The organism is Pseudomonas sp. BNK-15 (assembly GCF_047456105.1).
Classification (GTDB): domain Bacteria; phylum Pseudomonadota; class Gammaproteobacteria; order Pseudomonadales; family Pseudomonadaceae; genus Aquipseudomonas; species Aquipseudomonas putida_E.
In genome coordinates, this window is record NZ_CP179898.1 from 1,146,001 (window position 1) to 1,171,592 (window position 25,592).

Sequence of the window (25,592 nt, forward strand, 5' to 3'; positions counted from 1 at the left end):
CACAGCGCACGGGTGGTGCTAGAGGTAGTTGCCACGCCTGGTAAGCAGCAAAGCGCGAAAATCCGCTCCGCCCGGGACTGTCAGACCCTGAATTCCTTCAGCCAACCATTTGTAAGCTCACAGTCGAAAGCCGCCGGGTCGAAGATATCCCCATGCCATTCCATCATGGCCTCATGCTCTGGGTGATTGGGGTCTGCCATGGCTTGAAGAAACTCGGCATAACCCGGCTCACCGCCCACATCTTCCGGCGGGCACGCATTGGCACCATCGACGCAATACGGCACCTGCGGACAGGCGATGGCGGGCAGCACTTTAACGACTTTGATCCGGTGATCCCAGCCGTCACCAAAGTCATACACATAGCGGAAACTCTTCTTCCCGCACAAAGCTTTGACCAAGGTTTTGCGCGCTTCCGGCTTTACCGGCGGCCCCCAGCCATCAGGGTCGGGTATGCCGTAATTCTCACCGGCAATTTCAAATTCATGCAGGTGCCCACCCTCCCATCCCATCACGACCTGGATCACTGAATGCAATCTGCCCAGGGTGATGTTTTCCGGTACCGCCACGCGGCGCCAGATGGCCGGCTCGATGTGTTTCAATTCAATGTGCAGCAACAACAGGTCTGCCGCGGGTTTGGGCAAGCGAACAGTTTTGACCATGGGTAAGGGCACCTCGCAGAGTTCAGTAGGTGAAAGAAACGTACCACGAGAGGCAGTTTATCGACCCGATTGATCGGGTGTTCGGCGATGCGCTCCAAGACGTGGATAAAAAGTATTCTTCACGGGTTGCCGTTGAGGTGGCGAATTTGGGAGTGCATGCCGCTGCCTTTTGCGGCGCCCCGTAGATCAAGCGCCGCGCCGGCGATGCTCGACATCAAAACGCCAGCACGCTCAAGCCATGCACCTGGCCGCATCGCCTAAGGCCTGATAACAACCTAACAAAAAACAGGTACAAAAAAACCCGCACAAGGCGGGCTTCTTTGTGGTGCCAGCGAACGAGAAATCGCCTTTGGCCAATCTTATGGTGCGGAGACAGACGGACGGTTGTTGGCCGTAAGGTCCCGATTTTCGCGGGACTGGAATTTAGTGGATTTTTGACGTACCTCTTAGGGTATCTATAATACGATTCAGCTAGTTATGGATTTCATTGGAATCGAATCTGAAATCTGCCTGTGAAAGCTTAGCAAATCCTGATGAGCTGGAATTTTGTAGAGCTGTCCGCACCGTGATTTTCCACCCCCGATTGTCCATTCAAAAACGGCAGCAACGGCTCCAGGCTGTGTGAAAACGCTTGGCGCGATCCGACTGGTTAGAAAATGACCAGAATTTCGCGCTCCTGCGCGAAATCTGGGTTAGCTGAATAACCAAGCCATTTCAGATTTCACGTACGCTCGCGATCTTCAGAGACCCGTTTGGGTTTTCACACAGCCTGGCTCCGTAGCTGCCGCTGTAAATGGTCACTTTTAGTTTTTAAATCGGCGCCTCAGTGGGGATGTTAGGAAACTTACTCACAAGTTTTATCCCTCTGTTTGTCGAGCACCTCGATCAAGCGCTGAAAACGCTCCAAAAGGTCATCGTAGGTGAGAATCTTGATGTCGGACTTGGCGTTGTGGATCATCAAGGTGTCTTTCTGTTCCTGTGTCAGGTCCTTGGACCGCCCGATCACCACCATCCCTTCTGCGGTGTAGTTGCCTTCCAGCCACTTGGGTAGGTTGCTTGCGTTGTTATGGATTTCCCTAATCCAGTCCTGCACCTGCTGCACGGCGTGGATCACCTTATGCCTTAGGCTATTGCGCTTGGTGAAGATCTGAGCGCTGTGGGGCTCGAGCTCAACCAGCACCACACGCTTGTCCGACTGGTGGTATTTCAGCACGAGGTCCGCGCGGTATTTGCCGATTCGAACTTCGCTGAGGACCGCTGCCACATGGGAATCAAGCACTTGGGTGTGCCGCTTAAGGAAGTTGTGCAGATCTCTTTCACGCGTGCCGACCCGTCCCAGTAGATGGCACAGCTCAATGAAATTGCGCTCAAACCTGGCCGACTGAGAGAGTTTCGGGCGCAGCGCCGATACCTTACGTTGCAGCAGGTGCTGCTTGTCAACACTGCCCCGGCGCGAACGATATTGCTGGCGCGTGACTCCCACGGGCGGGATAAGCTCACGCCCTCCTACCTCTAGTACTTCAACAAGGGGCTGATCAAAGGCGCCGACTATCACAGCGTTCACCCGCGTGAGGCCGAGCGTCCTGCACGCCATGTAGACCAGATAGTCGTCATCCATGACGAGCACGCCGTCCTCTTCGTACAAGAGGATGTCGGTGGTTCTGGCATGGGTGATGAACCGACTGATCTCCTCATCCGGGGTACGCAGTGCGTAATCGATGTCCCTAGGATGCATCAAGGCCAGGTCTACCCGTACTCTCGTGCAGGCGACCTGGCCACAGTACGCCTTGGTGATGAGCTTCACGAGAAACGGGTTGTCACGGGGGCTGTCACTACGGGCATCGATGATCGACTTCACCGGCAGTACTGGGTATAGGTATTTCCTGTACTGGTACAGACATTGAAGCAAGAACATGATACGCGCCTCCTGCAGGGCGCGCTCTCGCTCAAAATAGATCCATCCCTCTGCCGTACACACGGAAATGAAGGGTTCTGGTCGAGTACTAGATAGCTGCAGGTTCAAATGCCACACCTCACCAGCTAGCCCTTCTCGCCCAAAAACCGTGATTTCAAACAGAACACCGCCCTCCTCCATCTCCGAGCCCCTAAAGAGTACGCCACAGGGTTGACCCTCGAAGGTGGAGGAAACAAAGAAATCGCGGTCCAACTTCAATTTCGTCAGGCGTTGAAGATCGAGCCGTACTTCGTCGGGGATAGGCAACTCGGTGTAGGCCACCACTAGGTCTTCGTTGATCACGAACATCGCACGGGCAATATCGCCGACAAGGGGGTTCTCGCGATAACAGTTGCGCACCCAGCTGACGACCTCATCGCTACTTGGTGTACGCTGTTCGCCCTGCACGATCTCACGCAGGGTACCCTGGCGGACGTGCTGTAGCATGGGCTCGGTACCAGGTGGGAGTTCGTTCTCGCTCAGCGATAGCCGGGCTTCCGTTGCCAGCGAACAGTCCATGTAATGTGCTTCCAGCTCTTGCATCCGGGCTTTCCTTAGGTGTCAAACGCGGGGTACTAAGGGACTTAACGTATCAACCAGTACAAAAAGGATCAAGTACAACGTATGCCAGCCAGAACTAATCACTACCAAAAGCTAGTTAAAATAATTAATAGAGAGTTGGCCTCAGCAGATGCGAACTTGACGGAGTCTGCAATGCTTTATGATTATGAAGGCAAGTGCGAGCGTGAAGTAGACATTCTAATAGAAAGCGAAATTTCCGGCTGCGCAATCAAGATAGCAGTGGAATGCACTGAGCTTTCCAAACCAGTTGGAATTAGAACACTCGAAAGCTTTAAAGAAAAGCACAGAAAACTTGGGATCAACAAAACTGTCGTGGTGAGCCACTCAGGCTTTTCCAAGCCCGCGAAAGAGTATGCTATTGCAAATGATATTAAAATTCTAACATTTAATTCGGCCCGATCAGAAAACTGGTCAAAATACTTCGCACCACTCAAAAACCTGGCAATGTATGGACGCACTTATAAACTAACCAAACTTGCCATGGACTGCAGCGCTGAGTATGCCAACTCCGGATTTCAGTTCGGCGTAGACACGAAAGTGATTATAAACGGAGTACTGATGGACGTGGGGAGTTTCGCTACAAAAGTCTGGAGCGAAAGCAACGTTGCCCAATCTCACTTTAAGGAACTAAGAGAAAATGAATTGGGCGGCGCCCAAAACCCCTGGGCCGAGATCACAGTAGAACTAGGCAACAACCATACTTTTGAGGATCGTAATGGCGTGCGCATTCAACCAGAAAAACTCCATATCCGCATGAGCTATTCATCAAACTATAGAGAGCTCAACCCAAAACCAGTTGAATACGATGGCAAGCGATACCTCGCAGGCGGATTTTTCGATAAGAAAAAATCTGAATATGCACATCTTGCACTAACTGAAAGCTCTGGAAAATTAAAGGGCAGCATGGAATTTAGCCCTAACTTAATACCTGATTGACAATACCATTTATGTAATCTCCAGACGATTTCTTATGGCTGGGGAAGCTACAGGCGTACGGTGCTTCGAGACCACCAGCCTTCGGGCCGCTGGATGTGACGTACAGGTACATGCTCCGCGCCGTACAACAGTTTGTAGGCGCGATTACGCGGTTCGGCCGTGCGGCATCTGAGGTCGCTGAGCGGAGTGGCCCAGCATAGGGGTACGTACTTCATTCAGGAAACACACTGCACTCCAAATACCCCCGGTTATTGCGGATTTTGTTGGTTCCCGACGGAGGGTCGTGGAAACGACAAACCGGCCAGAAGGCCGGTTTATAGAGCTTCCAAAGCATTCAGCGGAATACAGTGGAGCTGGATGTGGTGCGGAGACAGACGAACAGTAATGGTCCGCGAGGCCACGTGTTATGCGGGTCTGGAAAGCTATGGAAAATTTGGCGCACCTCAACTAGTAACTATAATCAACGCTCCCAAGCGAGTTGTTAGAGGGACTTGAGCTTCTAGTTCGGGACGGCGATGAGCATGGTTCACTGCTCAGCGGTGGATCCTCGACTCCGCGCGCCGTGGTACTAATTAGGACGTAAATCTCTGCGCACAGCGAAAAACGGGGACAGAGTTATTTAATGGCACATCAACGAGCGCCGAAAAATAAATCTGTCACTTGTTTCTTGTCTTGCAAGACCTACCGATGTATGCAGCCAGATGCGCGCTGCTGGAATGCCTCTGGCGTTGATGTTGGGCCAGTTCTCACAGGTGGTTCGCACACGGGTTCACAACCCCTATGACGCGAGCCTAGCAGGATTTAATTACCCTTTGCTGATCGTAATCTCTCGGGGACGGAGCCATTACTGGGTAGGAAATACGAACATAGACGGAGTTCTCCCAGCGTCGAATCTTCAATCGGTTCGCTAGATTGATTGTTTCAGTTAGTGCGTATGATTGGAGGTCGCCTACTTTATGCGCTAGCTCGTGCTCTATCAGAAGCGTGGTATGGTCTTTGATTTTGGTTCCGGTGTCAGTGAATTCAATCACCGAACCTCCAAGATCTACATGTAGTTCTCCATCCACGTATTCGAATGAAAAGCTAGTGTGGCCAAGCTCATGTAGTGCTATCAGAACAGCCTCTATTTGTTCTGTAGATTCAGTCCAATCTTCAATGGCTTCTGACTCCGCGATCTCTAATACCCCAAGGAAGTCGCTAAGGAATAAATTAAGCTTGATAGGCAGGTAGATTCGTTGACCACTCCAGAGGTCGCACACGAAGAAAATTTCTCGGAAGGATGATTCGCGCAACGCACTTCTATCAAGGTGGTGGACAAAGAATTGATGGAATTTTTCGCCATCCTGCACGTGGAATAGACCGGAAGAGTCATTTATTATGAGTTCGACGGTATGGTATGAGCTAAGATATGTTGAGCTTTTTTTGCTTTTTTCTTTTATGGCGTGTTCGATTAGCTTTAGAGCGTCATCGAAGCTGATGACTTCGCGTATTACTGCTATATCTTCCGAGTACAACTCACCATCTTCATGGTAGATCTTTATCGTATCAACGGTTATTGTGTCTTTGTCCTATCTGAATACTTTTCCAGTTCCGCTCAGAAGGTTTTCAAGGTATCCGTCAGCGTGCCGTAGCCTTGCTTCAGTAGCGTCACAGTAAACTTCAGTGATTTCGACTCCGTGTATTTGGTCGCTTTTGATGATGAAGTCAGGTGACTCAGAATGTTCTAAACAACTATCAAAAGAATGTCCGAATACCTGTCTGAAAATTTTAAGTTCTTCATCCTTATTCATGTACAGCCTCCAAGTCAGCTTGTGTCAGCGGCTATCGTTTTCAGAATTGGCCCTGATATTTGGTTGTCGTAGTCTATCGCTTACATGTTGGGGGTAAAGAAAAACATTGGTCAAGTGAAGTCCCTGATTTTGCAATGTGGTGTGAGGCAGGCATGAGACGGAACCTGCATGGCCTGGGCGTTCGAGGGCAGGTGCTAGGCGTTGCCGATAAAAGCGCGCCCTCTTGGTGTACTCGACATATTCGTTACCTATCCAGATCCGCCCCGATGGGAGGCGGCATTGCCATCTGGACAAGGTGATGGCAAAACGATACTTTCCACAACGAGGCCTTTAGATCGGAGCAATAGACATGGATTTCTTAGATATTAAATTAGAAAATTGTTATGGAATTCAAAGGCTTGATACAAAGTTAATTTTTAAGGGGATGCAAAAAACACCAGATGGCTCAGCCTTCTCGATCTATGCTCCAAACGGTTTCATGAAGACATCACTTGCTCGGACTTTCTTAGACTTCCAAGAAGGACGCGACAGCCAAGATCTAATTTTCCCTACACGTACTACCAACCGCACAATCACAGCCGAGCCCGCGGCTTCGATCACCCCGGACTCCGTGTTCGTCGTCAAGCCATATGTGGAGCGTTACTCCGGCTCTGGAACTTCGACACTACTAGTCAATCCCAAGCTTAGAGAGGCATATGAGGAGGCGGTAAAAAATATCGAGTCTACTCAGGAAGCCTTGCTGAAAGCGCTGAAGGAAGCTTCTGGGTGGCCAGGAAAGGCTTCTCCTGCATCTGAAATAAAAGAGGTCTTCAAATTTTCTAATCCGTATGACTTCTTTGCAGAGGTAGCAGGTGAACTCGATGGTGATACCAGGTTCGCCGATTTATCTTATATAGAGATATTCAACGACAAAACTATAGCTGCGTTTAAGGCAGGTACGCTACATCAACAGCTTCAAGAGTACATGTCTAAATATCAAGAGCTAGTGGAAGGCTCCCCTCTCCTCAGTAAGAAGTTTAACCATGCTGGGGCAAGTGATGTCTCTAAAAATCTTCAAACTAACGGTTTCTTTGAGGCGAATCACACCCTGAATATTTCTAATGGAGGGGAAAGGACTGAAGTTTCATCTGCCAAAGAATTGGAGGGATTAGTTCAGGCAGAGAAACAACGCATATTAGGCGACAAAGAGCTATCTGCAAGATTCGAAGCGGTTGATAAGCAGCTTCAAAAAAATGCTGAATTAAAAAAGTTTAGAGAGTATTTGACACTCCATCCGGAAATCCTATCCGAGCTTAGTGACTTTGAAGGCTTCAGAAAAAAACTATGGTTCAGCTATTTCAACATAGCTCAATCAGCTATGAGTGTTTTTGCCATGGCGTATACGTCAGCAAAGGATGTAATTGCGCAGACAGCAAAGCAGGCTCAGGAAGAAAAAACCAAGTGGGCTGCCGTTGTTGCTCAGTTCAACGAGCGGTTTTACGTTCCATTTAAGCTAGTTGTTCAGAATCAACAAGACGTCATCCTAAAAGGCGAAAGTCCGAAAGTAATTTTTGAATTTCATGATGGCCAAGAAACCTGTGGTGTCGAGGAAGATAAATTGCTCCAGGTCCTCAGCCAAGGGGAAAAGCGAGCACTTTATATATTGAATGTCCTTTTCGAGGTGCACGCGCGCCGAGAATCTAATCAGGCCACCCTATTTGTGGTCGATGACATTGCCGACTCTTTTGATTATAAAAATAAGTACGCAATTATTGAGTATTTTAACGAAATCTCCAAGGTCTCATTTTTCAGGCTAATATTCCTAACTCATAATTTTGATTTTCATCGAACAATCAGCAGCCGCCTTCAGATTGCCAGGGAGCGAAGATTTTTCGCAAGAAAAGATCAGCATGCCCTGAGCTTTGTACAGGAAAAATATCAAAAAAATCCGTTTCTGATTTGGAAAAAAGGACTAGCCCAAAACTCTGCTTTTCTAGTGGCAAGCATTCCTTTTGTGCGAAACTTGGCAGAGTACTGTCATGGGACTAATAGCCAGCACTATCTGAGGCTTACCTCTCTTTTACATATTAAATCAGATAGTCAGGCATTAACAATTACCGATCTTGAGTCCATCGTTAAAGCCACACTATCAGATCAAGCAGCTCTGTCCCTTCCAAACCCCACATTTAGCGCTCTTCAGCTGATCTACGATGAGGCAGAAAAACTTGCCGCCAATGCTGCTGACGATGTCGAACTAGAATCAAAGGTTATTTTGTCTATCGCCATAAGACTTAAAGCTGAAGAATATATGATCGCAAAAATCAACGACGCTGCTTTCGTAGATTCTATCAGCAGCAATCAAACATTTGAATTGTTTAGCAAATACTCATCAAAGTTTTCATCTGAAAATGATGGGATTATGGTGCTCTCGCAAGTGAATTTGATGACTCCTGAAAACATTCATCTTAACTCTTTCATGTATGAGCCCATACTGGATATGTCGGCACTTCATCTTTATGATTTGTACGGAAAAGTCAAGGCGCTGCCATGAAGGTTAATTATGGTCACAGGATTTGCTTTTTTGCTTGGCTTTCGCTGAGTATGTGCAATAGGTTAACCGAAAGTTTTCCTTCGATTTGATAAGTTGTTTGTGTATGACATGGCCGTTCAATTGCGCCGAATTTGATTGGTAGACATGTCAAATGAGTTTGAGATTTTAGGCTTGAGGTTTTAATGTTTAATCTTCATACATTGGGTTGGCGAAGCTTTCAGCAATTATGCTTATCCGTGTCGAGAGAAGTTCTCGGGCAAACTGTCGTGTCATTTTTAGATACCAACGACGGCGGTCGAGACGGCGCATTTTCAGGTGTCTGGAGTTCCCAGAATAATGAACTGTTATCGGGACAGTTTGTCATTCAGTGCAAGTTTACAAGTCGCGCTGGATATGCTCTTGCACTATCAGATATCAAAGATGAAATTAGTAAGATCGAACGATTGGTCGACAAGGGAGAGTGCGACGTTTATGTTTTGATGACAAATGCCGGAATTTCCGGGGAAACCGAATTAAAAATAAAGGATGCGTTGAAAGGTATTGGCGTCAAGAGCATTCTGGTGTGTGGTGTTACTTGGCTTGAGGATCAAATTCGAGAAAGTAAGCATCTCAGAATGATGGTTCCACGTGTTTATGGGCTCGGAGACTTAAGCCAAATATTGGATGAACGGGCATATGCTCAGGCCACATCTGTACTCGAGTCCATGCGCGAAGAACTTGCCAAAATTGTTCTGACGGAGTCCTATCAGAGGGCAGCAAGAGCACTCGATACACATGGTTTTGTACTTCTGGTCGGCGAGCCAGCGTCAGGGAAGACAACTATAGCTTCATTACTTGCTATGTCATCGGCTGACCAGTGGGGCGCATCCGTGGTTAAGCTGGCGACACCAAGGTCCGTAGTGGAGCATTGGAATCCACATGAGAAATCCCAGCTTTTTTGGATCGATGACGCGTTTGGAGTGACCCAGTACGAACGAGATCTTGTCTCTAACTGGAACCACATACTGAATGAGGTCAAAACGATAATTCGCCAGGGAAATCGTGTAGTAATGACTTCACGCGACTATATTTACAATCGAGCGCGGCAGGACTTGAAGGAGGGGGCCTTTCCCTTATTTCAAGAAAGCCAGGTTGTGATTGATGTCCATGATCTCACAGAAGATGAACGGCGGCAGATTCTTTACAATCATATGAAATTGGGAGGACAGTCTCGTGAGTTTCGTTCTGCTGTGAAGCCACATCTGGAATCAGTAGCTCAACACAAAAGATTCATTCCGGAAATTGCCAGGCGACTTGCAGATCCATTCTTTACTAAGAGTATTTATTTGTCTGAGTGGAGTTTATCGACGTTTGTCGAAAAGCGCGAACAATTGCTCATAGACATCTGTAAGGAGCTAGATAAAGATAGTAAAGCGGCATTGGCCTTGATTTATATGTCCAATGGGCACTTGTCAAGTCCGATCTCATTGACAGTTGCTGAAGAAGAAGCCCTGAAGAGATTGAATAGCGATCTGGGTGCTTGCACAGCAGCACTCGAAGCATTGCGCGGTAGTTTAGCAGTGCATGTCATCTCCGACGGAGAGTCATACTGGACCTACAAACACCCCACCATCGGAGATGCATACTCCGCGATGCTTCGGGCAAGCCCAGAGCTACTAGGTATATATGTGCGTGGCAGCGATACTGAAAAGCTGATGCGGCAGATAACCTGTGGGGACACTGGTGTTGAGGGTGCCGTAATAGTTCCAAGTTCATTATTTGATCTGATCATTGAGCGCCTTTTGGCGCATAAAAGCACTACTGCCTACAAGACTGACTGGATGTCAAGCTGGGGGGCTCGAAGGGAGTTGATAGAATTCTTAGCCGGGCGGTGTAGCAAGAAGTTTTTAGAAGCGTATCTCTCGGCGGATATCGAATTGATTGAGTCCATCGCGAAGCCTAAATTGTACTTAGAATTTTCTGCAGAAGTCGATCTCGCTATTCGTCTTTTTAAATTCGGCTTACTACCTGAATACGCTCGCAAGTCATTTATCGAAACTGTTAGCCAATACGCTCTCAATGGCGACGATGCTCGTATACTATTCGATTCTGATCTGCGCTCACTGTTGAAGGACAAGGAGCGAATTAGATTGCGGGAAAGTATGCGTATTAAAGTGCTGCCGCGCATCGAGGAGGTTCGTCTTGAACATCAAGCAAACCGAGACCCAGAGGACGACCCTGAATGGCATATGCGGCGCTTCACTCAGTTGCTTTCTTCGATAGAGAATGAATACCCACAAAGCTGGCGTATTAGAGGGATCGTTAAAAGAGAACGCCTGCAGGTTCAAGAGTGGATTGAGGAAAATCCAATAGAGGTAGATAGTTCTGCTTCACGAAATATTGAAGTTGATAGGGTTGGTGCAAATTTTTATATCAGTCGTAGCATTTTTGATGATGTGGATGAGTGATTTGAACCCTGGGTTACTTTCAGGCGGTTTAGTGAAGAAGTTGCATAGGTTTGTTATGGTTTTTTTCTGACAACTACCGGTCGTTAATGGTATCCGCTCCATGAAGCCCACATTCCAAGCGACTACCTGAAGCCCGATGCTGCGCTCCCGATTTCTTTCTGGAGCCAGTCCGCCATGATGCGTCCTGACAGCAAAGTCGAAAAGGTGTACCTCTATCCCAAGCCCGTAGACTTCCGAAAGTCCATCGACGGCCTCACCGCGCTGGTCGAGTTGGATATCAAGGTCGCCGTGTTCGACCCCGTACTTTTCGTCTTCCTCAATAAAGCCCGTAACCGCATCAAGGTGTTGTACTGGGAGCGCAACGGCTTCTGCCTTTGGCTCAAGCGCCTCGAAGCCGAACGTTTCAAAACTTCCCCCGACGCTACCGACGAAGCCATCGTCCTGACCGTCCAGGAACTTAACTGGTTACTCGACGGCTTCGACCTCTGGCGCAACCGTCCGCATCAGGTTCTGACGCCCCGTTTCGTCGCCTGACCCGGTATAATCCGGGCCATGATTTCAGTGCCCGACAACCTCCCGGATGACCCTGTTCTGCTTAAGCAAATGCTGCTTGAGAGTTACGCTGCTCGTGCGTGTGAGCAATCGGCTGCCCGTGTGCGCGAGCAGGAGTTCAACGAGGCTTATGCGACACACATCGACGACCTGAAAGAGCAGATCAAGTTATGGCGTGACCGTTTCTTTGGCCGTAAGTCCGAGCAAACTGTCGATCCCAACACGCCGCAACTGGCGATGTTCAACGAACCCGAAAGCGACCCGCTACTGGCGGTGGTTGACGATGCCGACGAAGAAGTCGTTGCGCCTGCCAAACGTCGCGGCAAACGCAAACCACTGTCGGCCGATCTGCCTCGGGTCGAAGTCATCCACGACCTGCCCGAGCACGAACTGACCTGCGCCTGTGGTTGCCGCAAGCATGTCATTGGCGAGGAAACCAGCGAGCAGCTCGACATCGTGCCGATGCAGATCCGCGTACTCAAACACGTGCGCAAGGTTTACGGGTGCCGGGGCTGCGAAACCGCGCCGGTTACCGCTGACAAGCCAGCCCAATTGATCGAAAAGAGCATGGCCAGCCCCAGCGTGCTGGCCATGCTGCTGACGACCAAGTACGTCGATGGCTTGCCGCTGCACCGTTTTGAAAGCGTACTGTCCCGACACGGCATCCACATTCCACGACAAGCTCTGGCGCGTTGGGTGATCCAGTGCAGCGAACACTTCCAGCCACTGTTAAACCTGATGCGTGACCGGCTGCTGGAAAGTCCGGTAATTCACTGCGACGAAACGCGCGTACAGGTCTTGAAAGAGCCAGACCGCGACCCGACCAGCCAATCTTGGATGTGGGTGCAGGCCAGCGGCCCGCCTGATCGACAAGTTGTGCTGTTTGACTACACCACCAGCCGGGCGCAGGAAGTACCGTTACGCCTGCTGGAAGGGTATCGCGGCTATGTGATGACCGATGATTACGCCGGTTACAACGTGTTGGCGTTGCAGCCCGGTATCGAGCGGCTGGCGTGCATGGTTCATGCTCGACGCAAGTTCGTCGATGCGCAGAAAGTGCAGCCCAAGGGTAAGACGGGCCGCGCCGATGTGGCGCTGGCGATGATCAACAAGCTGTACGGCATCGAGCGCGACCTCAAGGAAGTCAGCGACGAACAGCGGTTCATCGGTCGCCAAGAAAGAAGCCTACCGATCCTCGGCCAATTGAAAAGCTGGCTGGACAAGACGTACTCCCAGGTCACACCGCAAAGTGTGCTGGGCAAGGCCGTGCACTATCTGGCGAACAACTGGAGTCGGTTGGAACGCTATGTCGAGGCCGGCCATTTGCCGATCGACAACAACCTTGCGGAGCGTGCGATCAAGCCATTTGTCATCGGGCGCAAGGCTTGGCTGTTCAGCGATACCGTGAACGGCGCCAGTGCCAGCGCAAAGATCTACAGCTTGGTTGAGACCGCCAAGGTCAACGGCCAGGAGCCCTATACGTGGCTGCGCCACGTACTTGAGCGCCTGCCGTATGCATCGTCGGTGGCCGACTACGAAGCTCTTCTGCCGTGGAACTGCTCGCCAGAGATGCCACGGTAACCTGCTGCCCCATCATGTGATAGGTGGGGTTCATGGATCGCACTCGTTTGTCTAGGTGAGACAGCTAGGCTTCAGGGAACGAAACCTATCGGCTAGGATGTGTTGAATTTCGCCCGAAGGTATGGCTATTTGGCATCAACCTCCAATCAAGGATGAAATACGATGCCCGCTAAGAGAAAAATCCCATACGCCCATCACCTGCCTGGCTGGGGTTTCGATGGCGGCAACCGCGAAGCACTGAAAGCGAGCCGCCGAGTCGCGCCAGATGAGTACGAAGAAGAGATGATGGGAAGCCTATTCTGCCCAGGCTGCTATACAAACGTCGAGCGAACGCCTAAGGAAAAGGACATCTTCGCTAACCAGCGCGAACCTTTCTACCGCCACCTTAAGCGCTGGCAACACATCGCGTGCGTGCTTCGGGCGAAAAAGCCAGTAGGCAAACGGTATGACACATGGGAAGAGGCGAAGCGGGCAATTGAGCATGAACACTTGGCGATAGTGAAGGAGTTTCTGCAGGAGAAACCAGAGGTCAGATTGATCCAGGGTGGTGAATACGACGAAACGCCCGTCGAGGACATCGGAGGGCCTCTGTCGCAGACGCCCATTGGAAGGCACCAAGGGGAGTCCTTCGAGCTACCCAGCACCATTACTACCATTGCAGGGATCTGCCGGAACTTTGAAAAAAACAAGGATAAATACTTCTTCCTTCCGATGGCCACCCACGCAGTGAAGCTGGCAGAGCTCCTTACAGACGTGGCTGATGTTGAATACGACGTTCTGGAAGGGGATCGTACCCCGCGCTTGTACTACGGGAAGATAATCAGCAGCCGTAACGCGGGTAGTTACGACTATTCCACCCGTATGACAAAGCTTGCTTGCAATCCCGCCGTGAAAGACTTTTACGTAAAACTCCCCAACGGTTTCTGCCGAGACAAAGGGATTACTGACGACTCAAAAGGTCGCATCGTGATGTTTTTCGGGACTATCGTAGAAAGCGGCATAGGCTTAGCTGCCACAGATTTGGCTTGGGGGGAGATTGCACTGGTACCTGCCAAGTACAATGAGTTGTTGATACCTGAATGAATTAACTCCTGCCTTGACGTCCGATCCTCGGACCACTGGCCGAAACAGGCCAGATCGTCCGATTAGGGCCTCCAGGCCGGTCTAATATCCCCTGCCCTGACAGCAGGACGGGGCACGTAAAGCTGATCGTGGCTTACATTTGAGCCATGGGGATGACCAAAATTGCAGCGAGCACACCGCATGCAGATTTTTCTTATATGAAAAAATCGCATAAAGATTGATCTACAATAAAGCACTGCGCAGGATCGCATAGTTCTTATTTACCTCAGAGAGAGCTCTGGGCAAGCGCTTATCAATTATCATATTCAAGTGCTCAATGGTATCCATCCTTGGATCATTACCGAAATAATTTTTATCAAAAAAGTTTGAATCCTCCATAATCCGCGAAACCTGCATGAAGTTAATAAAGTCAGAATACCAACTTGCGCGCGCAATAGCATTGCTCGCGACAAAATAGTTTGACACCGCCATTGCAAACTCTTCTAACGCAACAAAAACAAATGGCACGGAAAACTTCCTATCCATACTCAATAACGCGTCTGCTAATGACTTCACCAGATCTCTTTCACCCACCAACTCGATTCTTCTCTGTTCTAAGAAGCTCAAAATATCAGTAACGGGCACCTCTTTATTTTCTAAAGAAGATTTTGCCGAGACGAAAGACTTCATATAGTCACGATGAATTTCATGCACACGGTCCTTCAAAGGCTCAACATGATAATTGAAAAGATCCGCCCTCCCCGCCTTATATCTATCTGCAAAATTTAAAACCAAATCAATAATATCTTTAATCACGAGACTAGCACCACAGAGTCAAAATTCAAGAAAACAGCCATCACAGTAAGTAATTCTAAGCACAGCCACACCAACAAGGCAAGTGGCATGCAAGAACAAATGCAACCCTAAGGCAAACTACAAGTTCGCGAAGACATTAGGACTACTGTTAGCTGTGAGTCTCCGGTTTTTACAGATTATAATTTAGTGGTATTTTTTTGACATGCCTCATAGAGCGTCCACATTCCGACAGAAATACCAATGTTATAAATAAAAAAGGCCCATTTGATAATGAGGCCTTTCCTATGGTGAATATATCAACGTCCGTATGCGTGATAGATTAGCGGTTTAGCGGGTAAAGTGCTATAGAGTGCGTGACCATATAGTATACGCAGCCACCTGAGCAACAAGTAACTTACCCATAGAAATCATTAAAAGATTTCTTGATTTTCTTTGAAAAATCTCCACCCACAACGTGCACACCTAACTCCCCCATGTAATCACCTTTGGAAGACGCTGAAAGCCAGTTTAAACTGGTGATGATTAAATTCTCATCATCCCAGGTTAGAAACTTTGCGTGTATTTGAGGGTCGTCCGCTTTGATTACGTTAAATCCATGGCCCTCTAGCTCTTCTTTAAGTAGTCTGGCCTCCGGATTTTTCATTTCTCCGCTTGATCTGCCGAATGCAATTTTTATTTTAATTAAAGGAACAGCTTTGATCGAGGACTTCAAGGGTGTGAATATCGGTCTGTCGCCAGCGTAGCTAACTCGATGGCTACAAATGAATATTTCTCTTTCAGCTTCATCGCAAGCACATTTAGCCAATGTGTGATGCTCTGGAGCCGTAATTATCCGCACCGACACCGAGTCCTCTATTGAGGTCTTTCTCTCAACCTCCAAACAGGATGCTAATCTTGCGGCATGAACGGCCAAGTCCTTGCTTAAATTGTTTGCGAGACCACGGCGCCCCATAGCAAGAGCAGATGCAATATTAAAGGCAATAGAGGCGAAACTTTTATCTATAACTCGAACAGATGCTTCAACTCTATTAAAATTAGAGGATAGCCAGTTGCAAGACCCGAACGTAGTGTGCCACTCGCCACTTTCTCGATCGCTAATCAAGAATTTTGAATGCGAGTTGGTAGGCTCACGATGAAATTTAAGCTGCGTGGAGAGACCTTGCGAGTCAATATGATTTTGGAAAGACTCTATTGATTCGAGAACTCGCTTGTAGTCCGAGAGCTTATCCTCTACATCCGGCGGGCACTGTCCCCATAGTATGTCTATCTGCACAGAACGCCTCGCCGCACTTATCAACTCCTCAAGAATTATATCAATGCAGCTTGGATTGAGGAAGGTTGAATGAATGACCAATCTGGAGTGCGCATTTTTTATTTCTGAAGAAAAATGCTCTCGATGCTCTTCTGGGGTGGCCAGAACGTCTACACAGCTAGAATCAACTATAGTAGGTTGAAATGATTTCTCATGAGGAGAAATTTCGTAAGATGGAAGTTGTGAACCTTTTGTTGGAGTGGAACCTAGCAGGCGAATCTGTTCACGCCTCTTTATAGCAGCGCTTATTATTTCCAAACGAAGTTCTTCAGAAATATCCGGAACGCCTTGCACTTTATTCTCAGAGTCAACCCGCGCAACAATATAGCGTAATGATTCGTTATAATGTGGTTTTACGGCATTACTTTCAAATCCACTTATCTCTTCATCGTCGTGCGCAACGCAAGAGTAAATCTCAGAAATATCTGGATCATAGGCAGGCTCTTTAACTCGCATCTCGGTCGCATATATGCCGTATTGTGCAATTACTCTATGCACCTTCGTCGCTGGATAAATCAGGAATGATTGCTTCTTTTTTTTGTCGATACGGTAACACTGTTGAGTCAATGGGTCGACCAAGAAGCTTCTGATCCTAAGTATTGGTTCTTTGTTCACGGGCAGATCAGCCTCTGTTGATACAGCCAAGCCGCGATGAGTGATTTTAAATAGATATCTCCCATTCATATGAGATATCTCTATCCATCCTGCTTGCATCAGAGGGATCAAGATTTCTATTACCAACTGCTTAGGAAGGCTGGTTTGCCTAGAGAGTTCATCAGGTGTAGTTGGGCCTGAGGCAATGGTTTGTAGTATCAAATGATCGACAGCTCCCCAGTTTATGCGTTTCATAATTTTGAATTTATGAACCCCATAACCAAATGGAACCTTAACAAATATAGTTGAGTTGATCTGTTTGTCTTCCATTGAACGCTCCTACGAAATTTTGCTCAGGCTCAAAATTTGCTCGTACTGTATGGTTGCAATTTTTCCAGCATTCTTGAGGCTTTCAATTTCATCCACTAGCTTAACAAGGAACTCATTGTTAGTATTGCCCTTGCGAATTTCTTCATTTCTTATTTTTTGCGCCCAGCAAGACATGAACTCATAAGACCCTACTATTACCATTTGATATTTAGCTCTGCTAAGAAGCACATTCATTCTTCGGCTGTCTAGCAGGAACCCCAATGCGCCAAAAGAGTATGACTCGCTATTGTTTCGAACTAGGGATATGGCGACAATATCGGCTTCCGCCCCCTGAAAACTGTCAACAGTTTTGCAAAAAGTAGCTGAGTCGTCAGGCTTGGAGAATTTCTGTAAGTTTTTGAGATCAAGCTCTGCTCGTTCTAGATCCCTTTCCAGGTATCTGACCTGGACCGCATACGGGGATAATATCGCTAACTTTGGCTGCTTATCACTCGGTACAGCTCGAAGCCGAGCTAGTGCCTTAATCAGAACTTTTCGCTCAAGCGTATTATTCCACGTAGGCTTCTCTTCTTTCGACTTCACTCCTCGATTGGCTTGAGTGTCCGGGGTCTCAATCCAAACTATCGCAGCACTGTTTAGTCTAGCGGTTACTTTGCAACCGCCTTCAAAGTAAAATGGTCTAGGATTCGATAAGTACTCAACCTTTTTTCTATCGTAGGTCGTGAGTTTTTTATCATAAAACGTGGACGAGATTAAATCTGCAATATCTGGGTGCATTCTGTGCTGAATAGACAGCATGCTTGCAATTGGTCGGTGAAATTCATTTGAACCATAATATTCAAGTGATTTTTTTGCGACGGATACTTCTTCATCAATGAGTGATTCGAAAAGTAAGTGCAGACGGAGCGCTTCAGAGCTTATTTCACTTAGGAGTTCAGATGAAATCTCTCTTATCTTTTCAGATGTGAACATCTCCTTAATGAATTCACCTTTGATTTGGCTATTATAAATTTCAGTAGACATTTCTAGTGCGCCTCTGAGTCGTTCCGGGTCTCTCAAGGTCTGGCGCATTTGTTCAGTCGCATAAGGGGGGAGTTGCTTATGATCTCCAATCATCAATCTTCGATACGACAGAAGTAGAGGACTTAACAGTTCAATGCCCGTGACCTTTCCGGTCTCTTCCATAATACTCCAATCAAACTGGGACCGAGTTTTAATGAGATCCTCTATCTGCCTAGAGTTGGTAGTTGTGAAAACTAAATTCGCCGATCTCAATAACTGCCCCATGAAAGAAAATCTCAAGGCCCTATTGCCATCTCTACAGAGATCTAGAATTTTGTCTTTCGTAATGTTTGCCGGGGCATCTCTGAAGGAATCACTGTTTTTTAGGCCTATCAGATAATCTCGCGCTAAATCATCTAGCTGCGTTAGTGCGTCCTTCTCATCATCGCCTGATGCGTCTTTTATACAGCTAACTATCAGAGGAGATGTTTTTCCTTGAGACGCCAGGGAGTTTTTAACCTCTTGATAGAGGTGTTGAACTGTAGAATGACTCTGAGCTGTAAGTAGTAACCTAGAGCTAGGCTCCGTTTCAAATACCTGCCTAACTAATGCAGTGACTAAGTGAGTTTTCCCAACTCCGGGAGGACCTTGAACCAGATATAGAGGCAAAGTGCTTTGAATTTTTCTAAAGACATCCTGCTTTGACGTATCTAATTGCTCAAATGCAGAATTGGCAACAGCAGTCTCGTGCGAATCCATGCATTCTAGGTGCGGATATTCAAGCATCTTTGCTAGCTCTGCATGCTCACTAAGCGCATCGATTGCAAATGCTCTTCTACTTAACTGCTTAGTAGTACCTTGTGCAGATGCCGGGACTAAGTAGCAGTACTGATATAGCGGGTCTGGATTACTTGCCTGAAACTCAAATATGCTCTCTCCTGATATTTCTTGGTGCTGCAGGAATGTGAGCACAACTTCTTGATCGTCTTCGGAGAAATTAATATTGCTTACTAGATTCCAACTTGGCTCTGATACTTTTTCCCCGAGCAAAAGTTCTTTAAATCTTTTTGCCGGGCTATTCACCTTCAGCATTCCAGAAATGTCATCAGCGACAGTGTCAGACCTACTTTTAAGTCGCACAATGTTTTGTCCAGGATCCTCTACGTCTGGAGAGTAGGTAATTATTTCTACGGGATAAATTTCTGACTTGGCATATGCTATTTCTGCCAAGTGATATGCAGCAAATCCGAGAAGAAGTTTAGTTGACTTCTCATCAACTGTTCTATTTTTGCGCAATTCATCAATGACACTATGCCATGATTTGGAATTCTGGGAGGCTAGGCCAGTCCGGTCATTGTGTGTGAAACACGAAATTTTTGAATTAATTATTGTTGTCGGGTTTGTGCCATCGACTTTACGCGGCGGGGTAAGATAAGCTTGAGTACAGAATGCATAATCCCACGATCCGTCTGCGTCAACAGTATTCCTTTTATTTTTCGTCAACACGTATGTTAGGGTTGATCCTAAAAGTATAATTTCCTCTGCATCTTTATCTGTCTTGTATATAGAAAGAATGGAGATATCGCGCAAATCATTTTCTATAAAATTTATGAATTCTGAAACATTGTGCGCTGGGATAGGTATCCCGTGGGCTTCGAAAAATGCTTTTTGTATCGCCGAATATACAGGAACTCGCTTTGCGCCTGCCCCTGGATTATTTGCAGGAGGTGTAAGGAGGAATGCAATGCTAAAACTTTCTACTTGCGGCGAGCTAAACTGATCTAGTTTTTTTATTATTGATTCTAGCTTTGGCTGAACTACCTCATAACTCAATCCTTCAAACGTAATGCTTGAGTCAATTCTTATCACCCCAGTCAAGCCACGAATAAGATTTATCTCGTCAAGTATTAAATCTGTTTCTTCGATTATCTCTTTTACTGGCCTACTTAAGTCATATATTGAAGACATACTTATATCTAAGATCTCAATAATTAGCCTGCCTAAGTCATGCCAGTCAGTGAGAAATGAGAATATATTCTCTTTGGAGTAATCCGGGGAATTATTTATAACTCTTTCGTCAGACATGTGCTGTAGTCGGATCGACCATTCGAATCCTGTTAACTGAAAGTCATTTTCCTCACTGCTTATGTCGGTAAGAATAGAGTTGGAATCGAGATTTCGGTGCAAAATTCCTTGAGAGTGTAATATTTGCAGAGCCTGCGAAATTCTATCAACGTTCCGCCATAGCTTAACCCTGTTGGATTTTTTCTTTAAGTTACCCACCCATGGCCTAACTCTAAGTGTCCCTTTTACACTTTTAGATACATGGAGTGAGAGTGGACGACGGTCCCCGGTACCTAAAACCAAGTAGAATCCGTCCTGATCACTATTGGAAGCGACAATTGGGGCGATAAAATCACCGACTCCCGGGCACCCCTTGAGCCGGTGAAGTTGGCGTACTTCATAAAGCCATATATCTTGTAGTGTTCTCTCAGTATCAGGGCTTTCTTGGACCCAGTGCTTGATCAGCACTGGCAACCCCTCTAACTCTGCTTCAATCAGTGCCGGTGATTGGTCTGTTGAGTCAAATTCCTTGATAATATTTAAATTTTCAAACCTTTCTAAATAACGGCTCCCTGATATCATTTCTTTCTCCCTGATGACGGTTATTTTTGGTGTTACATTTAGATTCAACGCCTTTGATGATAAACATTGTCAATCTAAGGCATAGCTAGCCCGACGCTAATGGCTCAATGCTATCTAATCCGCGTTCCCGGTGCTGAAATTCTTTCGTAGATCGGAAAAAGTCTCTAGCGGGGCCTAGGCTAAGGTCCTCTGTCATGCCCTGACAGGCGCAGGTATGCGAACGTATGTCGCGTTTTTTTGAACGCGGCGTTAACGTCTCCCGCTGATTGGACGCTCTTATCCTAGTGGTCAGCCGTAGCTAGGTTGTCGGTCGTACTCTCAGTCCCGGCCGGCCCGCTTCCCAAGCAATGTCACGGGCCAGGCTCAGTCTTCCCCACGTCATCCCGCCAAGAATGCTGAGTGTTATCAGGGATCAAGGCCCCTGCGACCTGTGGGGATGTCCTCTAACGCGGGACTGGCGGCTCCTTACGACCAAGAGCAAGGGCATCTCATGATCTGGCCTCCTGAGCACCGTTACGGTGGGCGGGTGGAGGCTACACTGGCTGACGAGACCAGTGCCACGAGATCCTGAGCCGGGAGAACGCAGCGGTGCGATGACCGGGGCATGCCTGACTGTCAGTCAGGTGCAGTCCATTCCTTGGTCTGCGGCACCATCATCTACATCGCTGTTGCTGGTGACATCGGCGTTTGTCACGCCGATTGTCACGAGTGGGGTAGCCGCAAAGCCAAGTGCGATGAGGGCTGCAGCAGTGTTAGACGCGCCCGTCTCTTTCCAGTGAAAGAGACGGGCGCAGGTTGGCGCACGCGAAATGGCCATGCGGGTAGGTTGCTGCAGGGCAGCGAAGTACGAGGTGTTGTCAGGCGCACAAAGGGCCATGATCTGAAGTAGGCATCCATCACCGGGGAGGTGACCGGGCGAGCTGCCGGACGCGAATCGCCATTTGGGGGAGAACCACCGCGGGAGCGGCGTGACCTTGAAGGTTCGGGTCACCTGGGGTGCTGTCATAGACAGCGCTTGCACGGCCAGTTCTACGCCTGTGGATAAAACCGGTCAAGGGTCGAAACGCAGCGCTACTTGGGACGTGAAAAGCGGTTATCCACCGATGGAATTGAGTGGTAAATCCCGGACAACGTCTTGGCTTTTAGCTATTCAAAGTAAGGTCCATCCAAACAGGGCGGCTTTGCAGCCCTGTTTGGATGGACCCGCGTGAAAGAGCAGCCAGCGCCGATCTTACAGGCTCACCCGCGATTGAATGCGCCATGACCATTTGGCAAGGCGGTGACGTAATCGCCTACCGGGTGGGCAAACTCATGCGGAGTGACATGGCCCGATCTGTTGGCATCGATGTAATTACTCCACCACGCCATGATCAACCGACGCTGCTCCAGAAATTGGGCCTTGTGGATATACGCGGCGCGCACGCGGTTACGCTCCTGATGGCTCATCTGCCGCTCAATCGCCGCGTCCGTCCACAGCCCTGATTCGAGCAAGGCGCTACAAGCCATGGTCCTGAAACCATGCCCGCACACGTCCTTGGTGGTGTCGTACCCCATATTGCGCAGCACCTGGTTAACCGTGTTCTCCGACAAAGGCTTCCAGTACCTGTGATCACCGGGCAACACCAATTCAGAGAAGCGATTCAAGCTACGCAACTGTTCAAGGATCTCGATGACTTGCGGAGACAGCGGCACTATCTGAATGTCCCCGCTCATCTTGGTCCCGCGCGTGGAATAGCGGACGCCTTCAATCGGCTTGCGGGTATCGGGGATCTCCCACATCGCACGTTGCAGGTCGAATTCATCCCACCGCGCAAAGCGCAGTTCGCTGGAGCGCACGAACACATGCAGCGTCAGCAGCACTGCGAGCCGGGTCAGCTCGCGACCAGTGTAGTTGTCGATTCGATCCAATAATTCAGGAAGGCGGTTTAGCGAGAGTGCAGGACGGTGCACGGTGCGCGGCGCTTGAATCGAGCCGGCGAGATCGAGCGCCGGATTCTGAGTGATCTGCCGCGCCCGCTTCGCACCCCGCATGATCGTGGATAGATAGTTCTGCACACGCAGCGCAACATCCATGGTGCCGCGATCCTTGATTCGCTGGGTGACCTCAAGGAGATCGTGGGTGTCGAGCTCAGCAATCGGCCGCTGGCCAATCAGTGGAAACACATGGGTGCGTAACCTGCTCAGCACCGTCTTGGCGTGGCCCTCGGTCCAGCGCCGAGACATTTCGACGTGCCACTCCAGGGCAACGGTTTCAAAGAGTAGGCTCGCACGCTGAGCAGCGATTTTGGCCTTCTGCTTTTCTTCCATCGGATCAAGGTTATCGAGCAACAAGGCCTTGGCCTCATCACGCTTGGTCCTCGCGACGGCCAACGAAACGATGGGGTACTGCCGATGATCAGCGTGCCTTCCTTGCCGTTGGGTTTGAAATACCGCAGCCGCCAAGTCTTCGAGCCACAGGGCGTGACGTACAGGTACATGCCCCCGCCGTCGAACAATTTATAGGCGCGATCACGCGGTTTGGCCGTGCGGCACTTGAGGTCGCTGAGCGGAATGGCTAGACGTGGCATAGGGATACGTTCTCCATTCAGGAAAGACGCTGTACCCCAAAAATACCCCCGGTTATTGGGGATTTTGTTGGTTCCCGACGGAGGGTCGTGGAAACGAAAAACCGGCCATAAGGCCGGTTTAGAGCGCTTCCAAAGCATTCAGTGGAATGCAGTGGAGCTGGATGTGGTGCCGGAGACAGGAACCAAATTGCACCTGATATAGCCAGCAAATTCAGAAAAATCCCCAAGCCAACCAGAGAGCGTATCCCTAAACGTATCCCTAAATCTTGATCTACCCCCCTCAGCTATGCAGCGCGCTCACGAGCTCGTCGAAGGTCGTCCGCCACATACCTTCCATTGTGCTCGAGCACTAGCTCATCAAGTTCAGGTACCGGCAAGATGCCCAAGCTATCAACCTGGCTCAGGAAATGGCCATACATCGTAGAGCCTGGCAGGTCTGCACGGGTATCACGAGGCATTCTGATAATCCGCTCTACATCAGCACGAGTGAGAGTCTCAAACAGCGGAATGACTAATTTCTCAATGACCTCGTTTGACGTGTGCCAGCTGCGTGATTCCGACAGGAGCTGGAGCGCCTGGGCTTTAACCAAATCCCCTAACCCATGGTCCCGTATTGCGCTAGAGAGTCGGTCGACACTCAAAGACTGAATCCGCCGGTTTGCTGCCACTTCCATATTGGGATGCCGCCCCACTGCCAAGGCGGGTATTACTTCAGCTTCGGGTCCGCCTAGAAGGAATTCATTCAGCCGCACAGTTGCAGCCTCGTCAATTAATCCAGCCATGCCGGGAATGGTCGCTACTAATCTGGCAACGGTTGGCAAACCCTGGTCGCCAATTTGTCGAATCACTGTGCTCAACTGCTGGCAGATTCGGGGCTCAGCGGTTGCTCTATGGGAGTCAAGAAGAACGGACAGCACAGCACCGACTTGGATTTTTCCAAATACAGGGCTATCAGGCTGAGAAAATCCGAAAATAAGCGAATCGACCAAGCCACGAACGAGAGCCTCAGAAGGATTCGCTAATGGGGTTTGACGTAAAGCGATGGTCGCTTGTTGGTGATCCTTCGGAAAATAATCAGAAGCGATAGTGGTAAGTAACTCGGCAATCGCAGCGCGCCCCTGAATTGGAGGCTGAGACAAGACGTGCTCTACCGCATTGCGAAGGTGCAGCCGAGCAAGCTCGGCGTTTGGCCGGTGTGGAATTCCAGCAGACTGAAATGACGGATGCGCACACTGATGCCGATCTTCACGCAGCCGCTGAAGGTCCCGAACTTGCTGATGATCAAAAAAACCAAGCTCCATGCCACACGTATGAATAATCGTCCGCTCAAACTCCAATGCGTTCTTCACACCTTGGTCATTACCGGCATTGATCTGGTTGATGTAGGTCTCATATTTATTGTTGATACGCTGAGCGTTCGCGTCGCCCGCAAGCGCAAGATCTCGGATTTTATCCACAAGATCGAATACAACTGCGATCCATACGTTCACAATCGCCGACCTGTAGGCACCAGCCTTGTAACACTGAATTGACTCAGAAACATAGTCTCTTGAACGTTCTGCTCGGCACCTGAGAACCAGAGTGTCCAGGTCAGCTAAAGAGTCATTCATACATGAACCTTCCATGTTTTGGCACAAGCCCCTTGCCGTGCCGTTGGAGGTCGAGCATATCTGAAGCCAGGCCCCTGCGCAGCGGAACCTTCAATCCTAAGAACCGCACACATAGGAGGTGTTCAAGAACCTGAACAGTTCACCATGGTTCACCTAGTTCACCTGTTCACTAAGCTGGCAGACCAGCCGCTAACAAAGCTTCGCGGGTTTCCTGCCCCGTGTCTCATAGGTTTGCTCAGGGTCCCCGGCACCATCGAAGCACAGCCAAAGCCCAACTCTCGCTGAAGGTGGCCCTACATGCTGGGCGTGGGTATTGACGCAAAGCTATTGAGATGGGTTTCAAGTGTTTCAAGTGTTTCGCCATCGACAACACCATGATTTATAAGAGTTTTTTCCTGAAAAAATCTTGAAACAACATGTGTAACAAGAAACTTTTAGGTGTATCGGTGTTGCATGTCCACTGTGTGCGCAAGCAACCGATACCACTTACACCGTTTCTGGATGACGATCCGATGAATACCTTTCTGAATGCAAGGCTAGCGCTGGTGGCCCCTTAGCCCTGCGGATAGGCCCCGTTCGTAGAAAATGTCATTATTGGTAATCAAAGCTTATAAATCGCCAG

13 protein-coding genes and 1 pseudogene are annotated in these 25,592 nt (G+C 48.7%); 6 read left to right on the forward strand and 8 right to left on the reverse strand.

Annotated features, from left to right (window positions below; translation table 11 throughout):
- Positions 1-80: 80 nt before the first annotated feature.
- Both ACMGF5_RS05210 and ACMGF5_RS05215 read right to left on the reverse strand, forming a co-directional pair.
- Positions 81-659: a plasmid pRiA4b ORF-3 family protein gene (locus ACMGF5_RS05210; RefSeq protein WP_125923459.1), complete on the reverse strand. Its 579-nt coding sequence runs from the start codon at positions 657-659 to the stop codon at positions 81-83.
- Between the two features lie 844 nt (positions 660-1,503).
- Positions 1,504-3,156: a Shedu anti-phage system protein SduA domain-containing protein gene (locus ACMGF5_RS05215; protein ID WP_204918921.1), complete on the reverse strand. Its 1,653-nt coding sequence runs from the start codon at positions 3,154-3,156 to the stop codon at positions 1,504-1,506.
- A gap of 171 nt (positions 3,157-3,327) precedes the next feature.
- Here ACMGF5_RS05215 and ACMGF5_RS05220 point away from each other — a divergent pair, with 171 nt between their 5' ends.
- The gene (locus ACMGF5_RS05220) at positions 3,328-4,131 is read left to right on the forward strand and encodes a restriction endonuclease (RefSeq protein WP_204918923.1); all 804 of its coding nucleotides are present in this window, start codon (positions 3,328-3,330) and stop codon (positions 4,129-4,131) included.
- Between the two features lie 791 nt (positions 4,132-4,922).
- Here ACMGF5_RS05220 and ACMGF5_RS05225 read toward each other — a convergent pair.
- A complete protein-coding gene (locus ACMGF5_RS05225) occupies positions 4,923-5,645 on the reverse strand; it encodes a hypothetical protein (RefSeq protein ID WP_204918925.1) in 723 nt (240 codons plus the stop codon).
- 625 nt (positions 5,646-6,270) lie between these two features.
- On the opposite strand from ACMGF5_RS05225, the gene ACMGF5_RS05230 reads away from it, so the two are divergent.
- From ACMGF5_RS05230 to ACMGF5_RS05250, 5 genes are all read left to right on the forward strand, one after another.
- Complete coding sequence (locus ACMGF5_RS05230) at positions 6,271-8,451, forward strand: hypothetical protein (RefSeq protein ID WP_414157613.1); 2,181 nt, start codon at positions 6,271-6,273, stop codon at positions 8,449-8,451.
- A 182-nt stretch (positions 8,452-8,633) separates the two neighbouring features.
- Complete coding sequence (locus ACMGF5_RS05235) at positions 8,634-10,898, forward strand: hypothetical protein (RefSeq protein WP_414157614.1); 2,265 nt, start codon at positions 8,634-8,636, stop codon at positions 10,896-10,898.
- Between the two features lie 174 nt (positions 10,899-11,072).
- A complete protein-coding gene (tnpB, locus tag ACMGF5_RS05240; RefSeq protein WP_009687920.1) occupies positions 11,073-11,432 on the forward strand; it encodes an IS66 family insertion sequence element accessory protein TnpB in 360 nt (119 codons plus the stop codon).
- An 18-nt stretch (positions 11,433-11,450) separates the two neighbouring features.
- Positions 11,451-13,031 (forward strand): IS66 family transposase, encoded by a 1,581-nt coding sequence (tnpC, locus tag ACMGF5_RS05245; protein ID WP_414157615.1) that lies wholly within the window; start codon positions 11,451-11,453, stop codon positions 13,029-13,031.
- A 162-nt stretch (positions 13,032-13,193) separates the two neighbouring features.
- Complete coding sequence (locus tag ACMGF5_RS05250; RefSeq protein WP_204918933.1) at positions 13,194-14,114, forward strand: hypothetical protein; 921 nt, start codon at positions 13,194-13,196, stop codon at positions 14,112-14,114.
- Positions 14,115-14,336: 222 nt separating this feature from the next.
- On the opposite strand, the gene ACMGF5_RS05255 is transcribed toward ACMGF5_RS05250, so the two are convergent.
- From ACMGF5_RS05255 to ACMGF5_RS05275, 5 genes and pseudogenes are all read right to left on the reverse strand, one after another.
- Positions 14,337-14,909 (reverse strand): hypothetical protein, encoded by a 573-nt coding sequence (locus ACMGF5_RS05255; RefSeq protein WP_204918935.1) that lies wholly within the window; start codon positions 14,907-14,909, stop codon positions 14,337-14,339.
- A gap of 394 nt (positions 14,910-15,303) precedes the next feature.
- Positions 15,304-17,145, reverse strand: a complete 1,842-nt coding sequence (locus tag ACMGF5_RS05260) for a phospholipase D-like domain-containing protein (RefSeq protein WP_204918937.1) — start codon at positions 17,143-17,145, stop codon at positions 15,304-15,306.
- Between the two features lie 9 nt (positions 17,146-17,154).
- Complete coding sequence (locus ACMGF5_RS05265) at positions 17,155-20,793, reverse strand: AAA domain-containing protein (protein ID WP_204918940.1); 3,639 nt, start codon at positions 20,791-20,793, stop codon at positions 17,155-17,157.
- A gap of 1,239 nt (positions 20,794-22,032) precedes the next feature.
- Positions 22,033-23,360, reverse strand: a pseudogene (locus tag ACMGF5_RS05270) (tyrosine-type recombinase/integrase).
- A 284-nt stretch (positions 23,361-23,644) separates the two neighbouring features.
- Positions 23,645-24,850, reverse strand: a complete 1,206-nt coding sequence (locus ACMGF5_RS05275) for a hypothetical protein (RefSeq protein WP_414157616.1) — start codon at positions 24,848-24,850, stop codon at positions 23,645-23,647.
- Positions 24,851-25,592: the final 742 nt, after the last annotated feature.

Excerpts from the sequence above, each read along its gene's own strand:
- ACMGF5_RS05210 (WP_125923459.1), bottom strand. The coding sequence starts at position 659 with ATGGTCAAAACTGTTCGCTTGCCCAAACCCGCGGCAGACCTGTTGTTG.
- ACMGF5_RS05215 (WP_204918921.1), bottom strand. The coding sequence starts at position 3,156 with ATGCAAGAGCTGGAAGCACATTACATGGACTGTTCGCTGGCAACGGAA.
- ACMGF5_RS05220 (WP_204918923.1), top strand. The coding sequence starts at position 3,328 with ATGCTTTATGATTATGAAGGCAAGTGCGAGCGTGAAGTAGACATTCTA.
- ACMGF5_RS05230 (WP_414157613.1), top strand. The coding sequence starts at position 6,271 with ATGGATTTCTTAGATATTAAATTAGAAAATTGTTATGGAATTCAAAGG.
- ACMGF5_RS05235 (WP_414157614.1), top strand. The coding sequence starts at position 8,634 with ATGTTTAATCTTCATACATTGGGTTGGCGAAGCTTTCAGCAATTATGC.
- tnpB (WP_009687920.1), top strand. The coding sequence starts at position 11,073 with ATGATGCGTCCTGACAGCAAAGTCGAAAAGGTGTACCTCTATCCCAAG.
- tnpC (WP_414157615.1), top strand. The coding sequence starts at position 11,451 with ATGATTTCAGTGCCCGACAACCTCCCGGATGACCCTGTTCTGCTTAAG.
- ACMGF5_RS05250 (WP_204918933.1), top strand. The coding sequence starts at position 13,194 with ATGCCCGCTAAGAGAAAAATCCCATACGCCCATCACCTGCCTGGCTGG.
- ACMGF5_RS05260 (WP_204918937.1), bottom strand. The coding sequence starts at position 17,145 with ATGGAAGACAAACAGATCAACTCAACTATATTTGTTAAGGTTCCATTT.
- ACMGF5_RS05265 (WP_204918940.1), bottom strand. The coding sequence starts at position 20,793 with ATGATATCAGGGAGCCGTTATTTAGAAAGGTTTGAAAATTTAAATATT.